Here is a 17,618-nt window from a genome sequence, read left to right as displayed (position 1 = left end):
TATATCCGAACAGGCAAGTTAGCTGACAGAGCCTAACACAGCTCGCGCTTCTCTTAAATCGAAATGCTCATCAACTTTTAAATATGCGACGCCCTCTTCTAAGACAACTATCACCTCGGCCACTCCGGTTAATTGTGACAACTCGCTTGCCATCGCCTTGGCCTGTTCTTTACCTTCTACTGTTGCTTCAAGGGTATAGCTCTTAAGCAACACAGGATTCTCCATGCCTAAGGTCAACAACAGCCAGACAGTCATCAAGCACAGAGCGACCGTAAATACCCCGACGGCACCCAATAATTGATATGCACCGCCACCGAGTAAGCCACCACAGAAGGCACCAAGAAATTGACTGGTAGAGTAAACTCCCATGGCAGAGCCCTTATCACCCACCGGACAAAACTTGGCGATCAAACTTGGCAGTGAGGCTTCCAAATAGTTAAAACCGGTAAAAAACAGTACCACGGCAATACTCAATATCATTAGATTGTGGCTAAACAGCGCCATCAAAGCTAAGGCCAACATCATGACCAACAGAGATACCTGAAAAGTGGCCTTAGTATTCTTCTTCTTCACCCCTATGATGATCAACGGCACCATCAGGAAGAAGGCAGCGATAAATGCCGGAAAATAGAGCATCCAGTGCTTCTCTTTCACTAAGCCTGCATCCACCAGGTCCAGTGGCAAGGCCACAAATACTGCCGTCAGCACCAGGTGTAGAATAAATATTCCTGCATCGAGTCTGAAGAGTTGTGGATCGGTGATCATCGCCTTTAACTTGGTAGGCGTCGCCACAGTGTCACCTTTCGGCGCGTGCGTGATGGGAGTAGGCACCAGAAACTGAACGATCAACATGCCGAGTACCGCCAGACATGCCGTCAAGGCGAACAGGCCCGATAAACCAATATACTGAGCGGCAATAGGCCCAACCAATAACGACAGCGCGAAGGAAAAACCTATGCACATGCCGATAATCGCCATCACCTTAGTACGCTGCTCGTCGCGGGTTAAATCGGCGGCCAAGGCTAGCACCGCTGAAGCAATCGCCCCCATTCCCTGTATTGCTCGGCCGGCGACGACACCATAAATCGTCTCGGCATTGGCGGCAACCAAGCTACCGATAGCGAACACAACCAGACCGATGAGGATGATAGGTTTGCGGCCAAACTTATCCGATAGGATCCCCATGGGGATCTGTAGAGCGGCTTGCGTCAGACCATATGCACCTATGGCTATGCCTACCCAAAGCGGTGAAAAACCTTCGAGATGTTGCCCGTATAATGCAAAGACAGGCATGATCATAAATAAGCCCATCATTCGCAAACCAAATACACCAGCTAATGAAAACGCGACTTTTTTCTCAGTCTTTGAGAGTCCGTTATTGGCCATATTCCGCCCTGATCTGAAATCATAAATAAGTCGCGCATGTTATCACGAAGCTGTTTATAAGCGCAAAGCAGCGAACCGAATGCCGCTTCGAAATGACGAAAGTGTGACTTAGCCACAAAAAAGCGGCTACGAGGACGCAGCGAAGCTGCTGTGAGAACGTGACTTCGTCACTTCGAGGACGGCCTGCGGCCTGCGAGGACGCGGCAAAGCCGCTGCTAGTGACGGGCTTCGCCCTACGGAACGCAGCAAAGCTGCTGCTAGGACGTGACTTCGTCACTGCGAGGATGGCCTACGGCCTGCGAGAACGCGGCACAGCCGCTGCGAGAAAAATCTTTTGCTCTTATCTCGTAGGGAACTTATTCCCGTTCTCGGAGTGAGTTTACGAACGCACTCGAAGCGCAGCGGCCTCGAAGTGAGCCTGCGAACGCTCTCGCAGCGAAGCGTCCTCGAAGTGAGCTTGCGAACGTACCCGAAGCGAAGCGCTCTCGTAACTCGAGTTAAAGCAGCTCCGCTTTTATCATTTTTTATGCGATAATCGTTCTCTTTTTTATTCGGCATAGAGAGACAGATGGATAAGATTGAAGTACGTGGCGCCCGCACCCATAATCTAAAAAACATCGACTTAACAATTCCCAGAAACAAGTTAATTGTGATCACCGGCCTTTCAGGCTCAGGAAAATCATCCCTAGCCTTCGACACCTTGTATGCCGAAGGCCAGAGACGCTATGTCGAATCTCTCTCCGCCTATGCGCGCCAATTTTTAAGCCTGATGGAAAAGCCTGATGTCGATCTGATTGAAGGTCTCAGCCCTGCCATCTCCATCGAGCAAAAATCAACATCCCACAACCCCAGATCCACCGTAGGGACTATCACGGAGATCTACGACTATCTGCGCTTGCTTTTTGCCCGTGTCGGTGAGCCCCGTTGTCCAACCCATGGCCAACCACTCGCCGCACAGACGGTCAGCCAGATGGTCGATAAGGTCATAGAGCTTCCCGAAGGCAGCCGCCAGATGCTCCTGGCCCCTGTGGTCAACAATCGCAAGGGCGAGCATGTCAAACTCCTCGAGAGCCTGTCTGCTCAAGGGTTTATTCGTGCCCGTATCGACGGAGAGGTCTGCGATCTGACCGATCCACCAGATTTAGAGTTACATGTGAAACACACCATCGAAGTCGTCGTCGACCGCTTCAAGGTACGCGGTGATATTAAACAGCGACTGGCAGAGTCATTCGAAACCACACTCGAGCTATCCGGTGGTATTGCGACTATCGCTTCTATGGACAATGACAAACAAGACCAAACAGAAGATCTATTGTTTTCTGCGAACTTTGCCTGCCCACAATGTGGTTATTCCATGGCCGAATTGGAGCCGAGAATATTCTCCTTTAATAATCCGGCTGGCGCCTGTGGCACCTGTGATGGCTTAGGTGTACAGCAGTATTTCGATGCCGACCGCGTGATATTGAATTCTGAAATGTCCCTGGCTGGCGGCGCTATTCGTGGCTGGGATAGACGCAACTTCTATTATTTTCAAATGCTCAGTTCATTGGCCGAACACTATAAATTTGATATTGAAACACCCTACCAGCAACTGACCGATGACGTACGCCAGCTGGTGTTATACGGATCCGGAAAGGAAAGCATTTCCTTCAAGTACATCAATGACCGAGGGGATGTAGTGGTACGTAACCACCCTTTCGAAGGCATTATCAACAACATGGATCGTCGTTACCGTGAAACCGAGTCAAATTCCGTCCGTGAAGAGTTAGCTAAGTTCATCAATACTCAGCCCTGTCAAAGCTGTGGTGGCTCTCGTCTGCGGGAAGAGGCGAGAAACGTATTTATCAAAGATCTTAACCTGCCGATACTGACCGAATGGTCTATCGGCGAGGCGATGGACTACTTCAGCAATCTAGAACTCCCAGGTCAGAAGGGTCAGATAGCAGAGAAGATCCTCAAGGAAGTGCGCAACCGGCTCGGATTTCTGGTCAATGTGGGACTCAATTATCTGAGTCTATCCCGTTCGGCGGAGACATTATCCGGCGGAGAGGCCCAGAGGATCAGACTCGCCAGCCAGATTGGCGCCGGGCTAGTGGGCGTCATGTATGTACTCGACGAACCCTCTATTGGCCTACACCAGAGAGATAATGAGCGCTTACTGGAAACCTTGGTTCATCTAAGAGACATAGGTAACACGGTGATCGTCGTCGAGCACGACGAAGATGCGATCAAGATGGCCGATCACATTATCGATATCGGCCCCGGAGCCGGAATCCATGGCGGCGAGGTGATCTGTGATGGCACCCTGCAAGATATTCTCGACTGTGAGGCTTCGATCACCGGCCAATATCTGTCTGGCGCTAAGAAGATCCATATCAGTGAAGAACGCGTTGCTTACGACGGCGACAAGGTCATTGAGCTATTCGGGGCCAGCGGCAACAACCTTCAAGATGTGGATTTAACCATTCCGGTCGGCCTGTTCACCTGTGTCACCGGTGTATCAGGTTCCGGCAAGTCGACACTGATAAACGACACCTTCTACAAGATAGCCCACAGACAACTCAATGGTGCTACCGTCGATGAGCCCTCCCCTTATAAGAGTATCAAGGGCATGGATCACTGCGATAAGGTGGTAGATATCGATCAGAGTCCCATCGGTCGCACGCCCAGATCGAATCCGGCCACCTATACTGGCATTTTCACCCCGATACGTGAGCTGTTTGCCGCGACTCAAGAGTCACGCACACGGGGCTATAAGCCGGGACGTTTCTCTTTCAACGTCAAGGGCGGCCGCTGTGAAGCCTGTCAGGGCGATGGTCTGATTAAAGTTGAGATGCATTTCCTACCGGATGTTTATGTCCCATGTGACAACTGTAAGAGCCAGCGCTATAACCGTGAAACCTTAGAGGTGAAATACAAGGGTAAAAACATTCACGAGGTGTTGTCTATGACTGTCGAGGAGGCACGAGGTTTCTTCGATGCCGTGCCAGCCATCTCCCGAAAACTGCAGATGTTGATGGAAGTCGGCCTCTCTTACATAGGCTTAGGTCAGAGTGCGACGACGTTATCAGGCGGTGAAGCCCAGCGCGTCAAGCTTGCCAAGGAGCTATCGAAAAGAGACACAGGTAAGACTCTGTATATTCTCGATGAGCCGACAACCGGACTGCACTTCGCCGATATCCAGTTACTCTTGGACGTCTTGCATAGACTAAAATCCCATGGCAATACCATAGTAGTGATCGAACACAACTTAGACGTCATCAAGACTGCCGACTGGGTCATCGACTTAGGACCCGAAGGCGGCGCCGGAGGGGGAACCATCCTGGTCAGCGGCACCCCGGAAGAGGTCGCTCAACATCCAGAGTCCCATACGGCACGTTTTCTTAAACCTCTACTGCAATGATGCAGTCTGAAGTAACACAAGGGTGAATAATAACAATTGAAATCAGTGTAGGCCCGAGTCGATATGGCTTGGGCCTACACTTAGTTAAACTCAATTAATAAGCAAGGAGAGCAGAACGGCATTATCCAATTACCAAGATAAACCTAGTGTATCTCTGCTTAAATAGGGTTAAGTTAGATAAAACAACTGGCAGCCTTAACAAGGAACGGGATGGATATGGTTGGCCGCCCCAGTCGGCCCTATGTTATCTATCTCGAAGGCCTGCGGGGTTTTAGCCATTTTGATGAGATAAAGCAGACATTAATCTGCACCACAGGCCTGTGTATCAAAGCCAAACACACCCTGCCCCTACTTTGTAATCCCGCCTCACAATGATTATCGACAGTTTAACCTTAAAATAAACATGAAAATCACTAATAGAAATTACCCCCCCCACCGACTAACTCATTAATTGGCTTAATATTTGCTAGGGAACTATTGAATATACGGGCTACAACCCCATCTTTAATTGGTAATACCAATTGCACCCTGCTATAATGTTCGGCTTACTGATACGTTATTCGGTGCGGGAAGTCGACACGGGGTTGATTTTCTGTCTATAAACCTAAGTGTTTTACGAGCACTCTGCTATTCCACAAGGTTACAACCCATGTCATCCAATGAACTAACTTTCCGCGAACTCGGTCTTTCCGAGCCTCTTTTGCGTTCTCTTGACGAGCTTGGCTATGAGAAGCCAACCCCGATTCAAGCCGCAAGTATCATCCCTCTTATGGCAGGTAAAGACATACTAGGTCAGGCGCAGACTGGTACAGGTAAAACTGGTGCTTTCGCACTGCCACTACTTAGCAACATAGATCCCGCGATTAATGCCCCGCAGATTTTAGTCTTGGCTCCGACTCGTGAACTTGCAGTGCAAGTTGCCGAAGCGTTCGCTACCTACGCTAAATTTGTTAAAGGCTTACATGTACTGCCGATTTATGGTGGTCAGAGCATGCACCAGCAGCTAAACGCCCTAAGACGTGGCCCTCAGGTCATCGTGGGTACGCCTGGTCGTGTAATGGACCATATGCGTCGCGGTACACTAAAGCTAGATTCACTAAAAGCTATGGTGCTCGACGAAGCCGATGAAATGCTAAAAATGGGCTTCATCGACGATATCGAATGGATCCTTGAGCATACACCTAAGCAACGTCAACTCGCTCTTTTCTCTGCCACTATGCCAGAGCAAATTAAGCGTGTCGCTAATAAATATTTGACTGACCCAATTCACGTTAAGATTGCAGCTACCACAGCTACAGTTGAAACTACTGAGCAGCGCTTCGTTCAAGTTTCACAACACAACAAACTTGAAGCTCTGGTACGTGTTTTAGAAGTTGAGAAGACCGAAGGTATTATCATCTTCGTTCGTACTCGTAACAGTTGTGTTGAACTGGCTGAAAAATTAGAAGCCCGTGGTTACGCATCATCACCTCTACATGGTGATATGAATCAACAAGCACGTGAGCGTGCAGTCGAGCAGCTTAAACGTGGCAGCTTAGACATCCTTATTGCAACAGATGTTGCTGCACGAGGCCTGGATGTTGAACGTATCAGACACGTAATCAACTACGATATCCCTTATGATACTGAAGCTTACATTCACCGTATTGGTCGTACAGGTCGTGCAGGCCGTACGGGTATGGCAATTCTTTTCGTTACACACAGAGAAATGCGTATGCTACGCACTATCGAACGTGCGACTAAGAGCCGTATCTCTCCGATGGACGTACCTAGCCCTGAATCTGTGACCGAACGTCGTCTTTCTCGCTTAGGTGAGCAAGTTGCCGAGATTATCAACAAAGATTCACTAGACTTCATGAAGGGTGCGGTAGCTCAGCTATGTCAGCAGCTTGAAGTCGACACAGATGTACTTGCCGCCGCTCTGCTTCAGCAAGTACAGAAAGACCGTCCTCTGCAGCTACCCGCAATGAACGAACGTCAACGTGATAGCCGTGATGATCGTAACTCTCGTGACCGTAATGATCGCGGTTCTCGTGGAGAGCGCAGTGAGCGTCCGCGTCGTGATTCACGCCCAACTCCTAGCAACTTAGGTACAGCAGACTCGCTTAAAGACAATCCAGACGTTAAGATGTGTCGTTACATCATAGACGTTGGCCGTGACAATGGCGTTGGTGTCGGTAACATTGTAGGTGCAATAGCTAATGAAGCTAACATCGACAGCCGTTACATAGGTCAAATTCAGTTATTCGATCAAATAACATCTATCGACCTTCCTGCCGGAATGCCAGCAGATGTACTACAACACCTTACGAAAGTGCGTGTTTGTGGTAGACCTCTGAACATCCGTGAAGCTGAAGGTGCTGAACTTCCTTCAGGCGGAGATAGCCGTCCACCACGTCGCCCACGTAGATCTTCTAGCGATCGTCGCCCATCATCCGGTGACAGAAAGCCACATCGTAAAGGTGGCGCTCCTAAAGAGAGCTAATTTAAGATTTAGCTCTCTAGCTCATAAATGCTAAGTGAATATATCAATGAAAAGGAGCCTATGGCTCCTTTTTTTATGCCTTAAAAACTAGATAACGCTAAAACGCCAAAAACCAAGCCAGATAGCCACACCAATACCACATCTTCCCTACCCGCAGAAAGCACCAGTCAAACAAATAAAACACAAGAACCCAACAAGTAAGATTAAAATCGAGATACGGATCTAACATCCTGAATTTTCACGTGATTTTAAGCAGAAATTAAAAATATAATACTCACCAAAGATACACCAACGAACATTTTAGGCTCAGGTTTGTCCCCTTGGCTTAATCATCACAGGTAGCCATATGCTGTTAAAATTTCATCAAGATGTTCGCCTGCGCGTTGGAGATGTCATTGTGCAATACCGACTCATAAACAAAGATGCTCCCATAGTGATTACCTTCCCTCCCGGATCTGAATGGATAACCGAACAAGAGACAAATGAACAAGTGAAGCTGTGGGGATTTGATTTTTTCAAAAAACAGCAGATAAACGTCATCTCATTTATCCATATTGAGCAAGATGATTACTTTCCAAGCTGTTCAATAGAGTTGCAAAACTTTATTGAACAGCTTGGAAAGTTCATTGCCATGTTTCCTGACAAAATAGGTTATGGAAGCAGTAGAGGTGGTTTTGCAGTATCACTACACGCCAATGCACTAGGATTAGATAGAGCCTTACTATTGATGCCCCTTAGCACTTATTCGTCTGAACTCGCTCCTTGGGAGCCTAAAGTTATAAAGATGGCAATTTGGTTCTTTTCTGCTAGCAAAATTTGAAGCTACCAAGTGAGTCTCCCTAAAAACATAGGCTTGATAACGCTATCGAAGAAGACGACAACATAGAGTATGAGTAATAGTAAAACGCTGACGATGCAACGCCTTCGCGACTCTAAACCATCTGAGTTGAGCAAACTGGGGAAAAGAAAAAAAGTAAGCTATAACCAAGTAACCGATACCAATCGATTCTGACGTTTCGCATATGAACACCTCAAAGCTAGCAATAACCTTGCCCATAAGAGAGATACTGCACTACACTAGTTATAAATCTAGTACAATTTTCGCCAATCCAGCATTGCCGCAGACACTTTTAAAAAAGTGCGTTCACTTTTACCTAGTTAGAGTCCCACCTACGTTGTTTATGTTTCCTCTGCAAGTAATGCTTCTACATATTTTGCTATCGCCAAGCTGGCGGTGAGTCCTGGAGACTCGATGCCAAACAGGTTAATTAAGCCCTGTATGCCATGTGCTTTACAGCCACACAACTGGGCACGAAGAAAGCATTAGACTGGCTGACATCAAGCTTAATTTAGGCTCTTTCTGATTGATCTCGAATATATATTAGATTAATTATCATTTACCTACGAACTTATTCTCTCTCTGACGGCTCTAATACACTGAATTATCGATAAACACTCAAGCCCCTAAATTTTCTTTAGCGATACATCAAGGACTAGGGTGCTTGCCTAATGTAAATGTAACCGCTCACATTTTACAGACGTAGCTATTTTATACTAAGCTTCTATGGCGCTAAAAAAGTAATAATACAAGGAAGAAAAGCATGCATAAATTTAATTTTGGTTGTTCGGTCGAACTGTTAACTAACAATATTGCTCAAGTGACTATTGAGCCAGGTGTAGAGATCACTCTGGAGATGTTAGGGGAGTTTGATGAATACATGAGTCAAATTTTTAATCATGACTATGCCTTACTGGTCAATAAGCAACACAGATACAGCTATTCATTCGAAGCTCAACTTTGCATGGCATCACAAGAAAATTTAAAGGCAACTGCCGTAGTTTTCTACGATGAAAATGAGGAAAAACTCCCGCCAGAATTCAGTCAGAGACGTCAGATGGACGAATTGAATATACGCCTCTTCTCAGGCATCAACGACGGTAATAAGACCGCCGTCAACTGGTTAAAAGAACAGTTATCGACAGAGAAACAGCTCGAGTTGTCTTCATGATTTTACTTGTCATTTTTAACGGTTATGGAGATTCAGCTGTTTGATAAGATGGGGGAATATCTGCAGCACCATAAATTGCGTACACTAATCTAAGCGTTTGATGCCTAAGGTGACTTCTTGATTTAATTTGTCTATGCAGGATTCACAGATACAGGAGTTAGAGGATGGCATTGCACCTTGCAATACCTCTTTTGGCGGAAAACCGACGCCATTGCACCAGCAATCTGCTATCGCCCAACCAGACTCCACAGCACATGAGTTGCTTTGTTGACAGAGAGGGCAAAGGCCCTGTTCAATGACAGGCTTATGCATCTAAATCTACTTTCATTGTATTATACCATTCCATATAAGTACCTGGTCAGTTCAGAGACTCTCAGTTTTTTCAATTCAAGGCGCATTGATGAGGAAATGGTTATTCCCTTTTAAGTCAATGCAACACCGAAGTGGAAACACTGAGAGCCTCACGCAGTGCGGCTGATGTTTAAAGCAAAGGGCAAAGCCCTTTATGCTAGGTTGAATGTTCTCGATATACGACTGCATGGATGCAGGAGGTAGAGCAACGCAGGAGCTTGTTGCCGAGAATAACTATTAGCTTCAAACATTCGCCTTGCCTACAGTGCTTTGAACTCCCGCTGAATGTTCAGATACTTACTCGGAATGGTATTATAAATCTTATCCATAATATGGTAACGCCATCATATAGTGCCACGCCTTCTTGCAATAGCCGATGAAGTTGGCAAGGGTTATCCCCGCTAAAGATTGAACGCATAATTTCTCACCCCATAACGGCGGCAGGGAATAGACACCTGCTATTTCCAACCCTTGGCCATTATCACAGTGACACGACTGGCAATGAGCCCCATACACAGTTTTACCTCTCTCTGGTGAGTAAGCTAGCTTAGGCTTATCGATAGCAGGGAAGCCCTCTTTGATCGACCGTTAGCGCTTTCTGAATGGCCTCTGGAACAGAAAAATCAGCTCGCTTACCGCCTCATCACTCAACTCAGGGACCGCTCCCGCAACTTGATATTTATCCATCATGCCACTCATGCCTAACCAGCTCTGCTTGTTTATCTTGCAACTCTGTAGCCTGAGCAAGGGTAACATAGGAGAATAAGGCAGCGAATACGAAAGTTAGCCAGGCTGAAGCCACTAAAGCTTTTTTCAAAAAAATCATGAGTGACTCCCTATTTGAGTGTGGCGAAGTATTGCGATAAGGCATCGATTTCACTTGCAGTAATCTTGGCCGCTATATTACCCATAACTCCGTCATAGCACCTGCGAGCACTTGTCCACTTAGCAATAACGAAATGGTTAAGGTAAAAAGATATTTCATGTTAATCCCCCGATTAAGATGTGAATCTAATTAACTATTACCGAAATCGATATCGTATGCCAAGGCCCGGCACTCCAGATAAGCATAACAACCGGGATAAAAATCGTTACTGCATTCCATAATAACGTAACCATTGCCACCGACTCCCTGAGTCTGATATTTAAGATCGCGCTTGATAGAGTACCTGGAAGGTTTAAGAGAGTTCACCCCTTGCTGACATGAAGAAGCAATCAATGACCCTAGACCGCTTGATTGATAGCGCTGAATCTCCTCCGCGCTATATTCTATAACCTTGTCGGCATCAACCGAGTCTTGAACATGCTCAGCCAGAACGGGACTGATATTCGATTTGAATTTGATTCCACTACAAGCCGAGAGCAATACAGGCAAGAGCAATACAAGCAAAATTTTCATGACATTCTTCCCTAAATATCTAAATGTGTATTCTACTGAAACTAACACAATTTTTTAAAGAAAAGCTAATAAACTTAATGACTAAAACAAATTCAAGTCCCAGGGCGCACACCTAAGGTATGGCAGATGGCATAGGTCAGTTCGGCACGATTAAGGGTATAGAAATGGAAGTCTTTAACCCCTTCTCGAGACAGGACCTTAACCATATCGATGGCCACGTTAGCACCTACCATCTGACGGGTCGCGGGATCGTCATCTAAGCCTTCAAACTGCTTATGTAGCCAACCGGGAATAGAGACGTTAGTCATACCGGCGAAACGCTTAAGCTGTTTAAAGTTAGTCACAGGCAGTATGCCAGGAATGATTTCAGCATCGATACCGGCGGCGACACAACGATCACGGAATCTGAGGTAGGACTCGACATCGAAGAAGAACTGAGTGATGGCGCGGTTTGCCCCGGCATCTATCTTCTTCTTAAGATTGATCAAATCGGCCTGAGCATTCCTTGCATCCGGGTGAACTTCAGGATAAGCCGCTACCGAGATATCGAAATCGGCAACAGAGCGCAATAGACGCACTAAGTCATTGGCAAAACGGGTCGGCTTTGGACTGCCATCGGGGAGATCGCCACGTAATGCCACTATATCTCTGATACCTGAGTTCCAGTAATGCTTAGCAAGCTCTACGAGTTCCTCATCGCTGGCATCGACTAAGGTCAAATGAGGCGCGGCAAGCAGATCCGTCTCTCTCTGAATACGCTCAATAACACCATGTGTGCGGTCACGAACACCTGAGTTCGCACCGTAGGTCACAGATACAAACTTAGGTTTTAACGGCTCGAGACGACGAATAGAATTCCAGAGGATTTTTTCCATCTCTGGTGATGCAGGAGGGAAAAATTCGAAAGAAACGTTAATATCACCGTTAAGCTCAGCCAAGCTCTGATTTAGTGATGTTGAATGTTGTGCGTGATGAAAACCCATTCCTATCCCCTCTACTGCTCTACTTAACTGCAAAATAAAAACCGTCTAGACGTTTGGACGTCTAGATATCCATATTAGTGAAGCTGAGTTTGAAGTCAATAGTAAATGATAGATAGAATATACAGAACGGCTGAAAAACGCCTGTGAGAGCGCTGCAAAGCTGCTGCTAGAGCGTGACTTCGTCACTGCGAGGACGGCCTACGGCCTGCGAGAGCGCGGCACAGCCGCTGCTAGAACGGGCTGCGCCCTACAGAACGCAGCAAAGCTGCTGCGAGACAAAACTTTTGATCTTCTCTCGCAGCCGACTTGTTGGCGTCCTAGAAGTGAGCCCGCGAACGTTCTCGCAGCGAAGCGGCCTCGCAGTGAGCTTGCGAACGCCCTTCTTTACAGCTGCTATTCCTGCACAAGGTCCCGACAGATCTGCGCCAGATCAGACTGCACCGCAGCAGCCGTCACCTCACGGCCGGCACCCGGCCCTCTGATGATCAAAGGGTTGTCTTGATAGAAGGCACTGCGTATAACAAAAACATTGTCGCCAGGAGTTAAGTTAGCGTAGGCATGTTGAGTGTCGACCCACTCCATGCCAACTGCGGCCTTAAGCTGGCCATCGACAACATCCAGTCCGGCAACATATCTCAAGACCTTATTTTGCTCAGCCGCAGCCTGGAACTGCTGTAGCATCTCATTATCTAGCTCATCGATGCGCGCTAAAAACTGATCCAATGGAATATCGGCTAAGTCCTTTGGTACCAATGAGTTGAGCTCAATATCTTCCAGTTCAATCTCGTGGCCAATCTCACGGGCCAAGATCAATAATTTACGCTGCATGTCTCGACCGGACAGGTCATCACGGGGATCCGGCTCGGTAATACCTAAGCCTTTAGCCTCCAACACCAGCTCTGAAAACGGCTTCTTAGCGTCATATTTTTCAAATAACCAACACAGGGTGCCAGAGAATATGCCACCAATAGCTTCGATACTGTCACCGCTGTTATGCAGATCGTTCAATGCATGCTGTACGGGTAAACCCGCACCACAACTGGCGTTGTAGCGCCAGAACAGCCTGCGATTTCCCAGCTGTAGCTTAAGCTCTCGATAGAAAGCCAAGGGGCCTGAACCCGCCAGCTTGTTAGCGCTAACCACATGAATACCTCGTGAGAAGAACTCAGGGTATTGCAGAGTTAACTCGGCGCTGGCGCTGATATCCAAGGCGATGAGTTCGTCACATTCGAGCGCTTGCAGCTGCTCAAACATATGGTCATAGAGCCAAGGGGTAGCTTGCTGTTCAAAATCCTGCTTCCAGGAATCTAGATCTATCCCTTCCTCTTTTAACAAGGCCTTCTTAGAACTGAGTAATCCCACCAGCTCAACGCTAGCTTCTAACTCTTTATTGAGTGCGACTCGAGTGCGACTGAATAGATCCACCCAAGCTTCACCAATATTTCCCACGCCAAGCAGCAGCACACCGATGCGCTTTCGCGGACCTGCGCAGCGACGATGAACTTTTTGAGTCAGCAGGTTTACTTGTGATGTAGGCACTAAGGTCACCAGACTCAAGCCATCTTTAAACAGTGGCCTTGCATCCCGGCTCAACAGACGAGCGAAGCCACGGCGATAAAGGTCAGCATCTGCGCTGACCAAGGCGACTAGTCCCAGATCTTCTCGCAAATCTAAATCAGAAATACCCAGCCCATCGGTTTCCAGCATGGATTGAACTTGTTGCTGATTCTCGTGAGTAAAGGCGAGCTCGACTCGATTATGAGCCAGTTTCCAATGGGCTAACGGCATCAAGCCAGCACTTTCCAATAACTCAGCCAAATGAGCGACATCGGTACTTATCCTGAAGCTAAACAGGGAAACACTGGACAGATTCGTCACCACAGGGGCACTGGCTCGAGAGCTCTTTGGCGCAATCAAGGTGAAATCGGTATGAGAGGCATAGCTAGAACGAACAGCCAGGCTCACTTGAGTATCGAATAGGGGCTGCAGGGAACGGTTATGCAGCACGGGTGAACCCAGATGCGCTAAACGGTTAGCTTCATCTAACGACAGACTCTTGAGTAGCTTGGCATCGTTAATCTTATTGGGATCTGCGTTGAATACACCTTCCACATCGGTCCAGATGGTGACGCGGTCGATATCGGCTAAGCTGGCAATCAAGGTCGCACTATAATCTGAGCCGTTACGACCGAGTAACAAGGTTTCTCCACGACTGTTGGCGCAGATAAACCCAGTAATAATTAATCTTTCGTTGGCATGGTCATCCAGGGTTTGCTGAACACGTGCGCGGGACTCATCGAGTCTGATCTGCGGCACAGCCCCTTCATCGGCTAATAACAAGCTTCTGGAATCGATATCCAATGCTGCCACGCCGGACTCTCTGAGTAAAGCAGCTAAGAGACGGGCGGACCAACGCTCACCGAAACTCACCACTTCGTTTCTTTTATATTCGTTTAACGCCTCTAGAGAAAACAGGCTGATGAGTTGATACTTGTCGATAGACAAGCGTTCTCTCAGGCTTCTGGCCTGCTCGTTAGAAAGCAGCTGCTCAATTAGATTCTGTTGAAAGCCGATCAACACCTGCAGTTCTTCCTGCCATAGCTGACCCGTGTCTTTGAGTTGCAGTAGTTTATAAAGAAAGTTGGTGCTCTTACCTGCTGCCGATACCACGACGAGATCGTCGCTGTTGCCGTGAGTGAGAAGGATATGAGCAACACGACGGTAGCAATCTGCATCCGCTAAGCTAGAACCACCAAATTTGTGCAAATGACAACGCGCCATCTTTAACTCCTATCTACCGAGATTAACAACTCGCCGCAGCTGCTGCGAGTCCAGCTTCAATATCGGCAACTAAATCATCGGCATCTTCGATACCCACTGAAAGACGGATTAGGGTCTCTTTTACCCCAGCTTCTGCTCGAGCCTCTGGCTCCATAGCTCTGTGGGTCATTGTCGCAGGAACTGCGACTAAACTCTCTACCCCACCTAAACTTTCGGCAAGAGAAAACACCGAAAGTTTGTCCAGAAAAGCGACCAGCTGAGTTTCTCCACCCTTAAGCTCGAAACTGAGCATAGCACCGAAGCCTTGCTGCTGCTTCGCCGCAATCTTATGCCCTGGGTGATCACTCAGTCCCGGATAATACACCTTATCTACCGCCTCGCTGGCAGTTAATACCGCTAACACCCGCTGGGCATTGGCCTGATGTTCACGCATGCGTACTGCTAAGGTACGAATGCCGCGTAAGGTCAAGTAACTATCGAAGGCTGATCCTGTTAGACCTAAGGTATTAGACCACCAATGTAATAACTCACCTAGCTCGGCATCTTTAGCGACGACGGCACCACCGACTACGTCGCTATGGCCATTGATGTACTTAGTGGTCGAATGAATAACGATATCGGCACCGAGAAGCAGTGGTTGCTGCAAGATTGGCGACAAGAACGTGTTATCGACCACCACTAAGGCATCGACCAACTTACTCGCCTTGGAAATGGCTTCGATATCGACGACACGCAATAGAGGATTTGATGGTGTTTCCAGCCAAACCATTTTAGGCTTACGGGCAATGGCGGCTTCGAGTGCTGCACCGTCGGTCTGATCGACCACAGCAAGTTTAAAGGCTCCCTTCTTGGCTAAGTGAGTAAACAGACGATAACTTCCGCCATAACAGTCATGGGGGACGACCAGCAGGTCATCAGGGCCAAGCAGGCTAGTCACCAATGTGATCGCCGCCATACCGGTACAAGTCACCACGCCAGTGGCACCTTTTTCCAGAGCGGCGATAGCATCACCTAGAATAGAGCGAGTCGGATTACCCGAACGACTATAGTCATAATCTCTGGGATTCTTATGCCCATCGAAGGAGTAGTTAGTCGACAAATAGATGGGGGGCACCACAGCACCATATTGGCTATCGGACTCAATCCCTTGACGCACTGCAATTGTGGCTAACTTACGTTCGGTCATCTACTACTCCTAAACTATTTACTCAACACCTTGTTCTCAACAAAAATCAAACAAGAGATGTCTGGACGTCTAAATGTACCTAAGGGAAAGCCTAGCGTCAACCAGATATAGACGTCTATACCTATGGAAATCTATTTGCAATTGTCATAAATAAGAGGCAATAATTTGACTGTACAATTTAAAGGGTTAAAATCTGCCCCGAAATTTGAATATACAGGTGAGTCAATGACTGAGTGGAATGGCGATTATATCAGCCCATATGCTGAACACGGTAAGAAGAATGAACAAGTAAAGAAAATTACTGTTTCTATTCCCTTGAAGGTACTCAAGGTTCTTACCGATGAGCGCACGCGCCGCCAAGTGAATAACCTGCGTCATGCCACCAACAGTGAATTGCTTTGTGAGGCATTCTTGCATGCATACACGGGTCAGCCTCTGCCTAACGACGACGACTTGTCTAAAGATAAGCCTGACACCATCCCAGCCGAAGTGAAGCGCTTGATGGACCAGATGGGTATTGAGTGGGAAGATGTGGAGTAATCAGACTCACTTAACGTTTGACCAGTCAGTTTCAGGGATCGCATAGCGATCCCTGTTTGCTTCTACACGACTATTGACCCTGAAGATAAGTCCGCAGAAACAATCGAGACCAACTAACAGCTTAATTTCGAGGCCATTGCTATAAATTAATAGCGCTAACGCCTTCTCCAGCCACAATACATTAATAATTGAGAGAAAATGCCGTGCTTTCAATGATAGATCCAACGACCCTCGCCCTTGCCTCACTCATTATCTTCTGTGGTGCCTTGACCCAGAGCCTTATCGGTTTCGGTTTAGCCATTGTCGCCTCTCCCCTGCTGTATATCGTCGATCCTGAGCTTGTACCGGTCCCGGTTATCATCATGGGCTTCTCTATCTCCTTGTTAACCCTATTTAGAGAGCGAGGTGCCCTTGAGTTTAATGGACTGCAATATGCGCTGCTGGGGCGAATACCTGGAGGGTTTATCGGTGCGGGGCTATTGATATATGCACCACAACCGATTCTTGGACTGGCCATATCGGGCATCGTTGCCGCGGCGGTCATATTAAGTTTACTTAAGTTCAACATAGCCGTTAACCGCAAGAGTCTATTTGGCGCAGGCGTGATATCTGGCATATTTGGCAATATCGCTGCTATCGGTGGGCCACCACTGGCCATTCTGCTTTCAGGAAAAGATGCTCGCCAGTTTCGCGCGGCGCTAGCGGCTTTCTTCATCTTCAGCTCAATGATTGCCTTAGTGATTTTTGCAATCACAGGCTTACTCAACATCAAGCATTTCTGGCTGTCGTTGCTGCTGCTGCCTGCGGTGATCTTAGGTTATTGGGTGGCGGGAAGACTGGTAGGACACATTGATAAAAATAAGACTCGCAAGGCAACACTGATCTTATGTTCAGTCTGCGCAAGCTTATTGGCAGTAAAGTCGTTAATGGAATTAGGCTAGGCTTCGGCTGAGAAGCGCCTCAGAGAACGCGGCAAAGCTGCTGCGAGAAAAAGCTGTTGATCTTCTCTCGTAGCCAAGCGGCCTACAGAACGGCTGAAAAACGCCTCAGAGTACGGGCTTCGCCCTACGGAACGCAGCAAAGCTGCTGCGAGAA

15 protein-coding genes are annotated in these 17,618 nt (G+C 47.6%); 7 read left to right on the top strand and 8 right to left on the bottom strand.

The features are described 5' to 3' along the window. Nucleotides 1-18: 18 nt before the first annotated feature. Nucleotides 19-1,386: an MFS transporter gene (locus KT99_RS12795; protein ID WP_005500697.1), complete on the bottom strand. Its 1,368-nt coding sequence runs from the start codon at nucleotides 1,384-1,386 to the stop codon at nucleotides 19-21. A gap of 568 nt (nucleotides 1,387-1,954) precedes the next feature. On the opposite strand from KT99_RS12795, the gene uvrA reads away from it, so the two are divergent. From uvrA to KT99_RS12775, 5 genes are all read left to right on the top strand, one after another. After that, nucleotides 1,955-4,789, top strand: a complete 2,835-nt coding sequence (gene uvrA, locus KT99_RS12790) for an excinuclease ABC subunit UvrA (protein WP_005500696.1) — start codon at nucleotides 1,955-1,957, stop codon at nucleotides 4,787-4,789. A gap of 210 nt (nucleotides 4,790-4,999) precedes the next feature. Then, a complete protein-coding gene (locus KT99_RS21705) occupies nucleotides 5,000-5,164 on the top strand; it encodes a hypothetical protein (protein ID WP_005500693.1) in 165 nt (54 codons plus the stop codon). 274 nt (nucleotides 5,165-5,438) lie between these two features. Continuing rightward, nucleotides 5,439-7,274 carry a DEAD/DEAH box helicase gene (locus KT99_RS12785; RefSeq protein ID WP_005500691.1) on the top strand — a complete coding sequence of 612 codons (1,836 nt, stop codon included), beginning with the start codon at nucleotides 5,439-5,441 and terminating at the stop codon, nucleotides 7,272-7,274. A gap of 346 nt (nucleotides 7,275-7,620) precedes the next feature. Then, the gene (locus tag KT99_RS12780) at nucleotides 7,621-8,094 is read left to right on the top strand and encodes a hypothetical protein (protein ID WP_005500690.1); all 474 of its coding nucleotides are present in this window, start codon (nucleotides 7,621-7,623) and stop codon (nucleotides 8,092-8,094) included. A gap of 781 nt (nucleotides 8,095-8,875) precedes the next feature. After that, the gene (locus tag KT99_RS12775; protein WP_005500688.1) at nucleotides 8,876-9,283 is read left to right on the top strand and encodes a hypothetical protein; all 408 of its coding nucleotides are present in this window, start codon (nucleotides 8,876-8,878) and stop codon (nucleotides 9,281-9,283) included. 84 nt (nucleotides 9,284-9,367) lie between these two features. On the opposite strand, the gene KT99_RS12770 is transcribed toward KT99_RS12775, so the two are convergent. From KT99_RS12770 to metB, 7 genes are all read right to left on the bottom strand, one after another. Then, nucleotides 9,368-9,595 (bottom strand): cysteine-rich CWC family protein, encoded by a 228-nt coding sequence (locus tag KT99_RS12770; protein ID WP_005500686.1) that lies wholly within the window; start codon nucleotides 9,593-9,595, stop codon nucleotides 9,368-9,370. Nucleotides 9,596-9,955: 360 nt separating this feature from the next. After that, the gene (locus KT99_RS23595; RefSeq protein WP_269764049.1) at nucleotides 9,956-10,195 is read right to left on the bottom strand and encodes a c-type cytochrome; all 240 of its coding nucleotides are present in this window, start codon (nucleotides 10,193-10,195) and stop codon (nucleotides 9,956-9,958) included. A gap of 118 nt (nucleotides 10,196-10,313) precedes the next feature. Beyond that, on the bottom strand, nucleotides 10,314-10,460 hold the full coding sequence (locus KT99_RS22910; RefSeq protein WP_172605725.1) for a hypothetical protein: 147 nt from the start codon (nucleotides 10,458-10,460) through the stop codon (nucleotides 10,314-10,316). Between the two features lie 189 nt (nucleotides 10,461-10,649). Continuing rightward, nucleotides 10,650-11,033, bottom strand: a complete 384-nt coding sequence (locus KT99_RS12765; RefSeq protein ID WP_005500683.1) for a hypothetical protein — start codon at nucleotides 11,031-11,033, stop codon at nucleotides 10,650-10,652. Between the two features lie 92 nt (nucleotides 11,034-11,125). Continuing rightward, complete coding sequence (metF, locus tag KT99_RS12760) at nucleotides 11,126-12,016, bottom strand: methylenetetrahydrofolate reductase (protein ID WP_005500682.1); 891 nt, start codon at nucleotides 12,014-12,016, stop codon at nucleotides 11,126-11,128. 393 nt (nucleotides 12,017-12,409) lie between these two features. After that, nucleotides 12,410-14,797 (bottom strand): bifunctional aspartate kinase/homoserine dehydrogenase II, encoded by a 2,388-nt coding sequence (locus tag KT99_RS12755; protein WP_005500681.1) that lies wholly within the window; start codon nucleotides 14,795-14,797, stop codon nucleotides 12,410-12,412. 22 nt (nucleotides 14,798-14,819) lie between these two features. Beyond that, complete coding sequence (gene metB, locus KT99_RS12750) at nucleotides 14,820-15,983, bottom strand: cystathionine gamma-synthase (protein WP_005500680.1); 1,164 nt, start codon at nucleotides 15,981-15,983, stop codon at nucleotides 14,820-14,822. 225 nt (nucleotides 15,984-16,208) lie between these two features. Between metB and metJ the strand changes: the two genes are divergently transcribed. Together metJ and KT99_RS12740 are read left to right on the top strand one after the other, a co-directional pair. Then, a complete protein-coding gene (gene metJ / locus KT99_RS12745; RefSeq protein WP_005500679.1) occupies nucleotides 16,209-16,523 on the top strand; it encodes a met regulon transcriptional regulator MetJ in 315 nt (104 codons plus the stop codon). A gap of 203 nt (nucleotides 16,524-16,726) precedes the next feature. Then, nucleotides 16,727-17,464, top strand: a complete 738-nt coding sequence (locus tag KT99_RS12740) for a sulfite exporter TauE/SafE family protein (RefSeq protein ID WP_040571957.1) — start codon at nucleotides 16,727-16,729, stop codon at nucleotides 17,462-17,464. Nucleotides 17,465-17,618 lie beyond the last annotated feature (154 nt).

It is taken from the genome of Shewanella benthica KT99, from assembly GCF_000172075.1.
Lineage (GTDB): Bacteria > Pseudomonadota > Gammaproteobacteria > Enterobacterales > Shewanellaceae > Shewanella > Shewanella benthica_A.
The sequence above is the reverse complement of the archived record's forward strand: the minus strand, read 5'-3'. Positions and strand labels throughout refer to the sequence as shown.

What these genes read in the sequence shown, in the direction of transcription:
- KT99_RS22910 (WP_172605725.1), bottom strand. Translation starts at nt 10,460, where the DNA reads ATGATTTTTTTGAAAAAAGCTTTAGTGGCTTCAGCCTGGCTAACTTTC.
- KT99_RS12770 (WP_005500686.1), bottom strand. Translation starts at nt 9,595, where the DNA reads ATGCATAAGCCTGTCATTGAACAGGGCCTTTGCCCTCTCTGTCAACAA.
- metJ (WP_005500679.1), top strand. Translation starts at nt 16,209, where the DNA reads ATGACTGAGTGGAATGGCGATTATATCAGCCCATATGCTGAACACGGT.
- KT99_RS21705 (WP_005500693.1), top strand. Translation starts at nt 5,000, where the DNA reads ATGGATATGGTTGGCCGCCCCAGTCGGCCCTATGTTATCTATCTCGAA.
- KT99_RS12765 (WP_005500683.1), bottom strand. Translation starts at nt 11,033, where the DNA reads ATGAAAATTTTGCTTGTATTGCTCTTGCCTGTATTGCTCTCGGCTTGT.
- KT99_RS12755 (WP_005500681.1), bottom strand. Translation starts at nt 14,797, where the DNA reads ATGGCGCGTTGTCATTTGCACAAATTTGGTGGTTCTAGCTTAGCGGAT.
- uvrA (WP_005500696.1), top strand. Translation starts at nt 1,955, where the DNA reads ATGGATAAGATTGAAGTACGTGGCGCCCGCACCCATAATCTAAAAAAC.
- KT99_RS12795 (WP_005500697.1), bottom strand. Translation starts at nt 1,386, where the DNA reads ATGGCCAATAACGGACTCTCAAAGACTGAGAAAAAAGTCGCGTTTTCA.
- KT99_RS12775 (WP_005500688.1), top strand. Translation starts at nt 8,876, where the DNA reads ATGCATAAATTTAATTTTGGTTGTTCGGTCGAACTGTTAACTAACAAT.
- metF (WP_005500682.1), bottom strand. Translation starts at nt 12,016, where the DNA reads ATGGGTTTTCATCACGCACAACATTCAACATCACTAAATCAGAGCTTG.
- metB (WP_005500680.1), bottom strand. Translation starts at nt 15,983, where the DNA reads ATGACCGAACGTAAGTTAGCCACAATTGCAGTGCGTCAAGGGATTGAG.
- KT99_RS12785 (WP_005500691.1), top strand. Translation starts at nt 5,439, where the DNA reads ATGTCATCCAATGAACTAACTTTCCGCGAACTCGGTCTTTCCGAGCCT.
- KT99_RS12780 (WP_005500690.1), top strand. Translation starts at nt 7,621, where the DNA reads ATGCTGTTAAAATTTCATCAAGATGTTCGCCTGCGCGTTGGAGATGTC.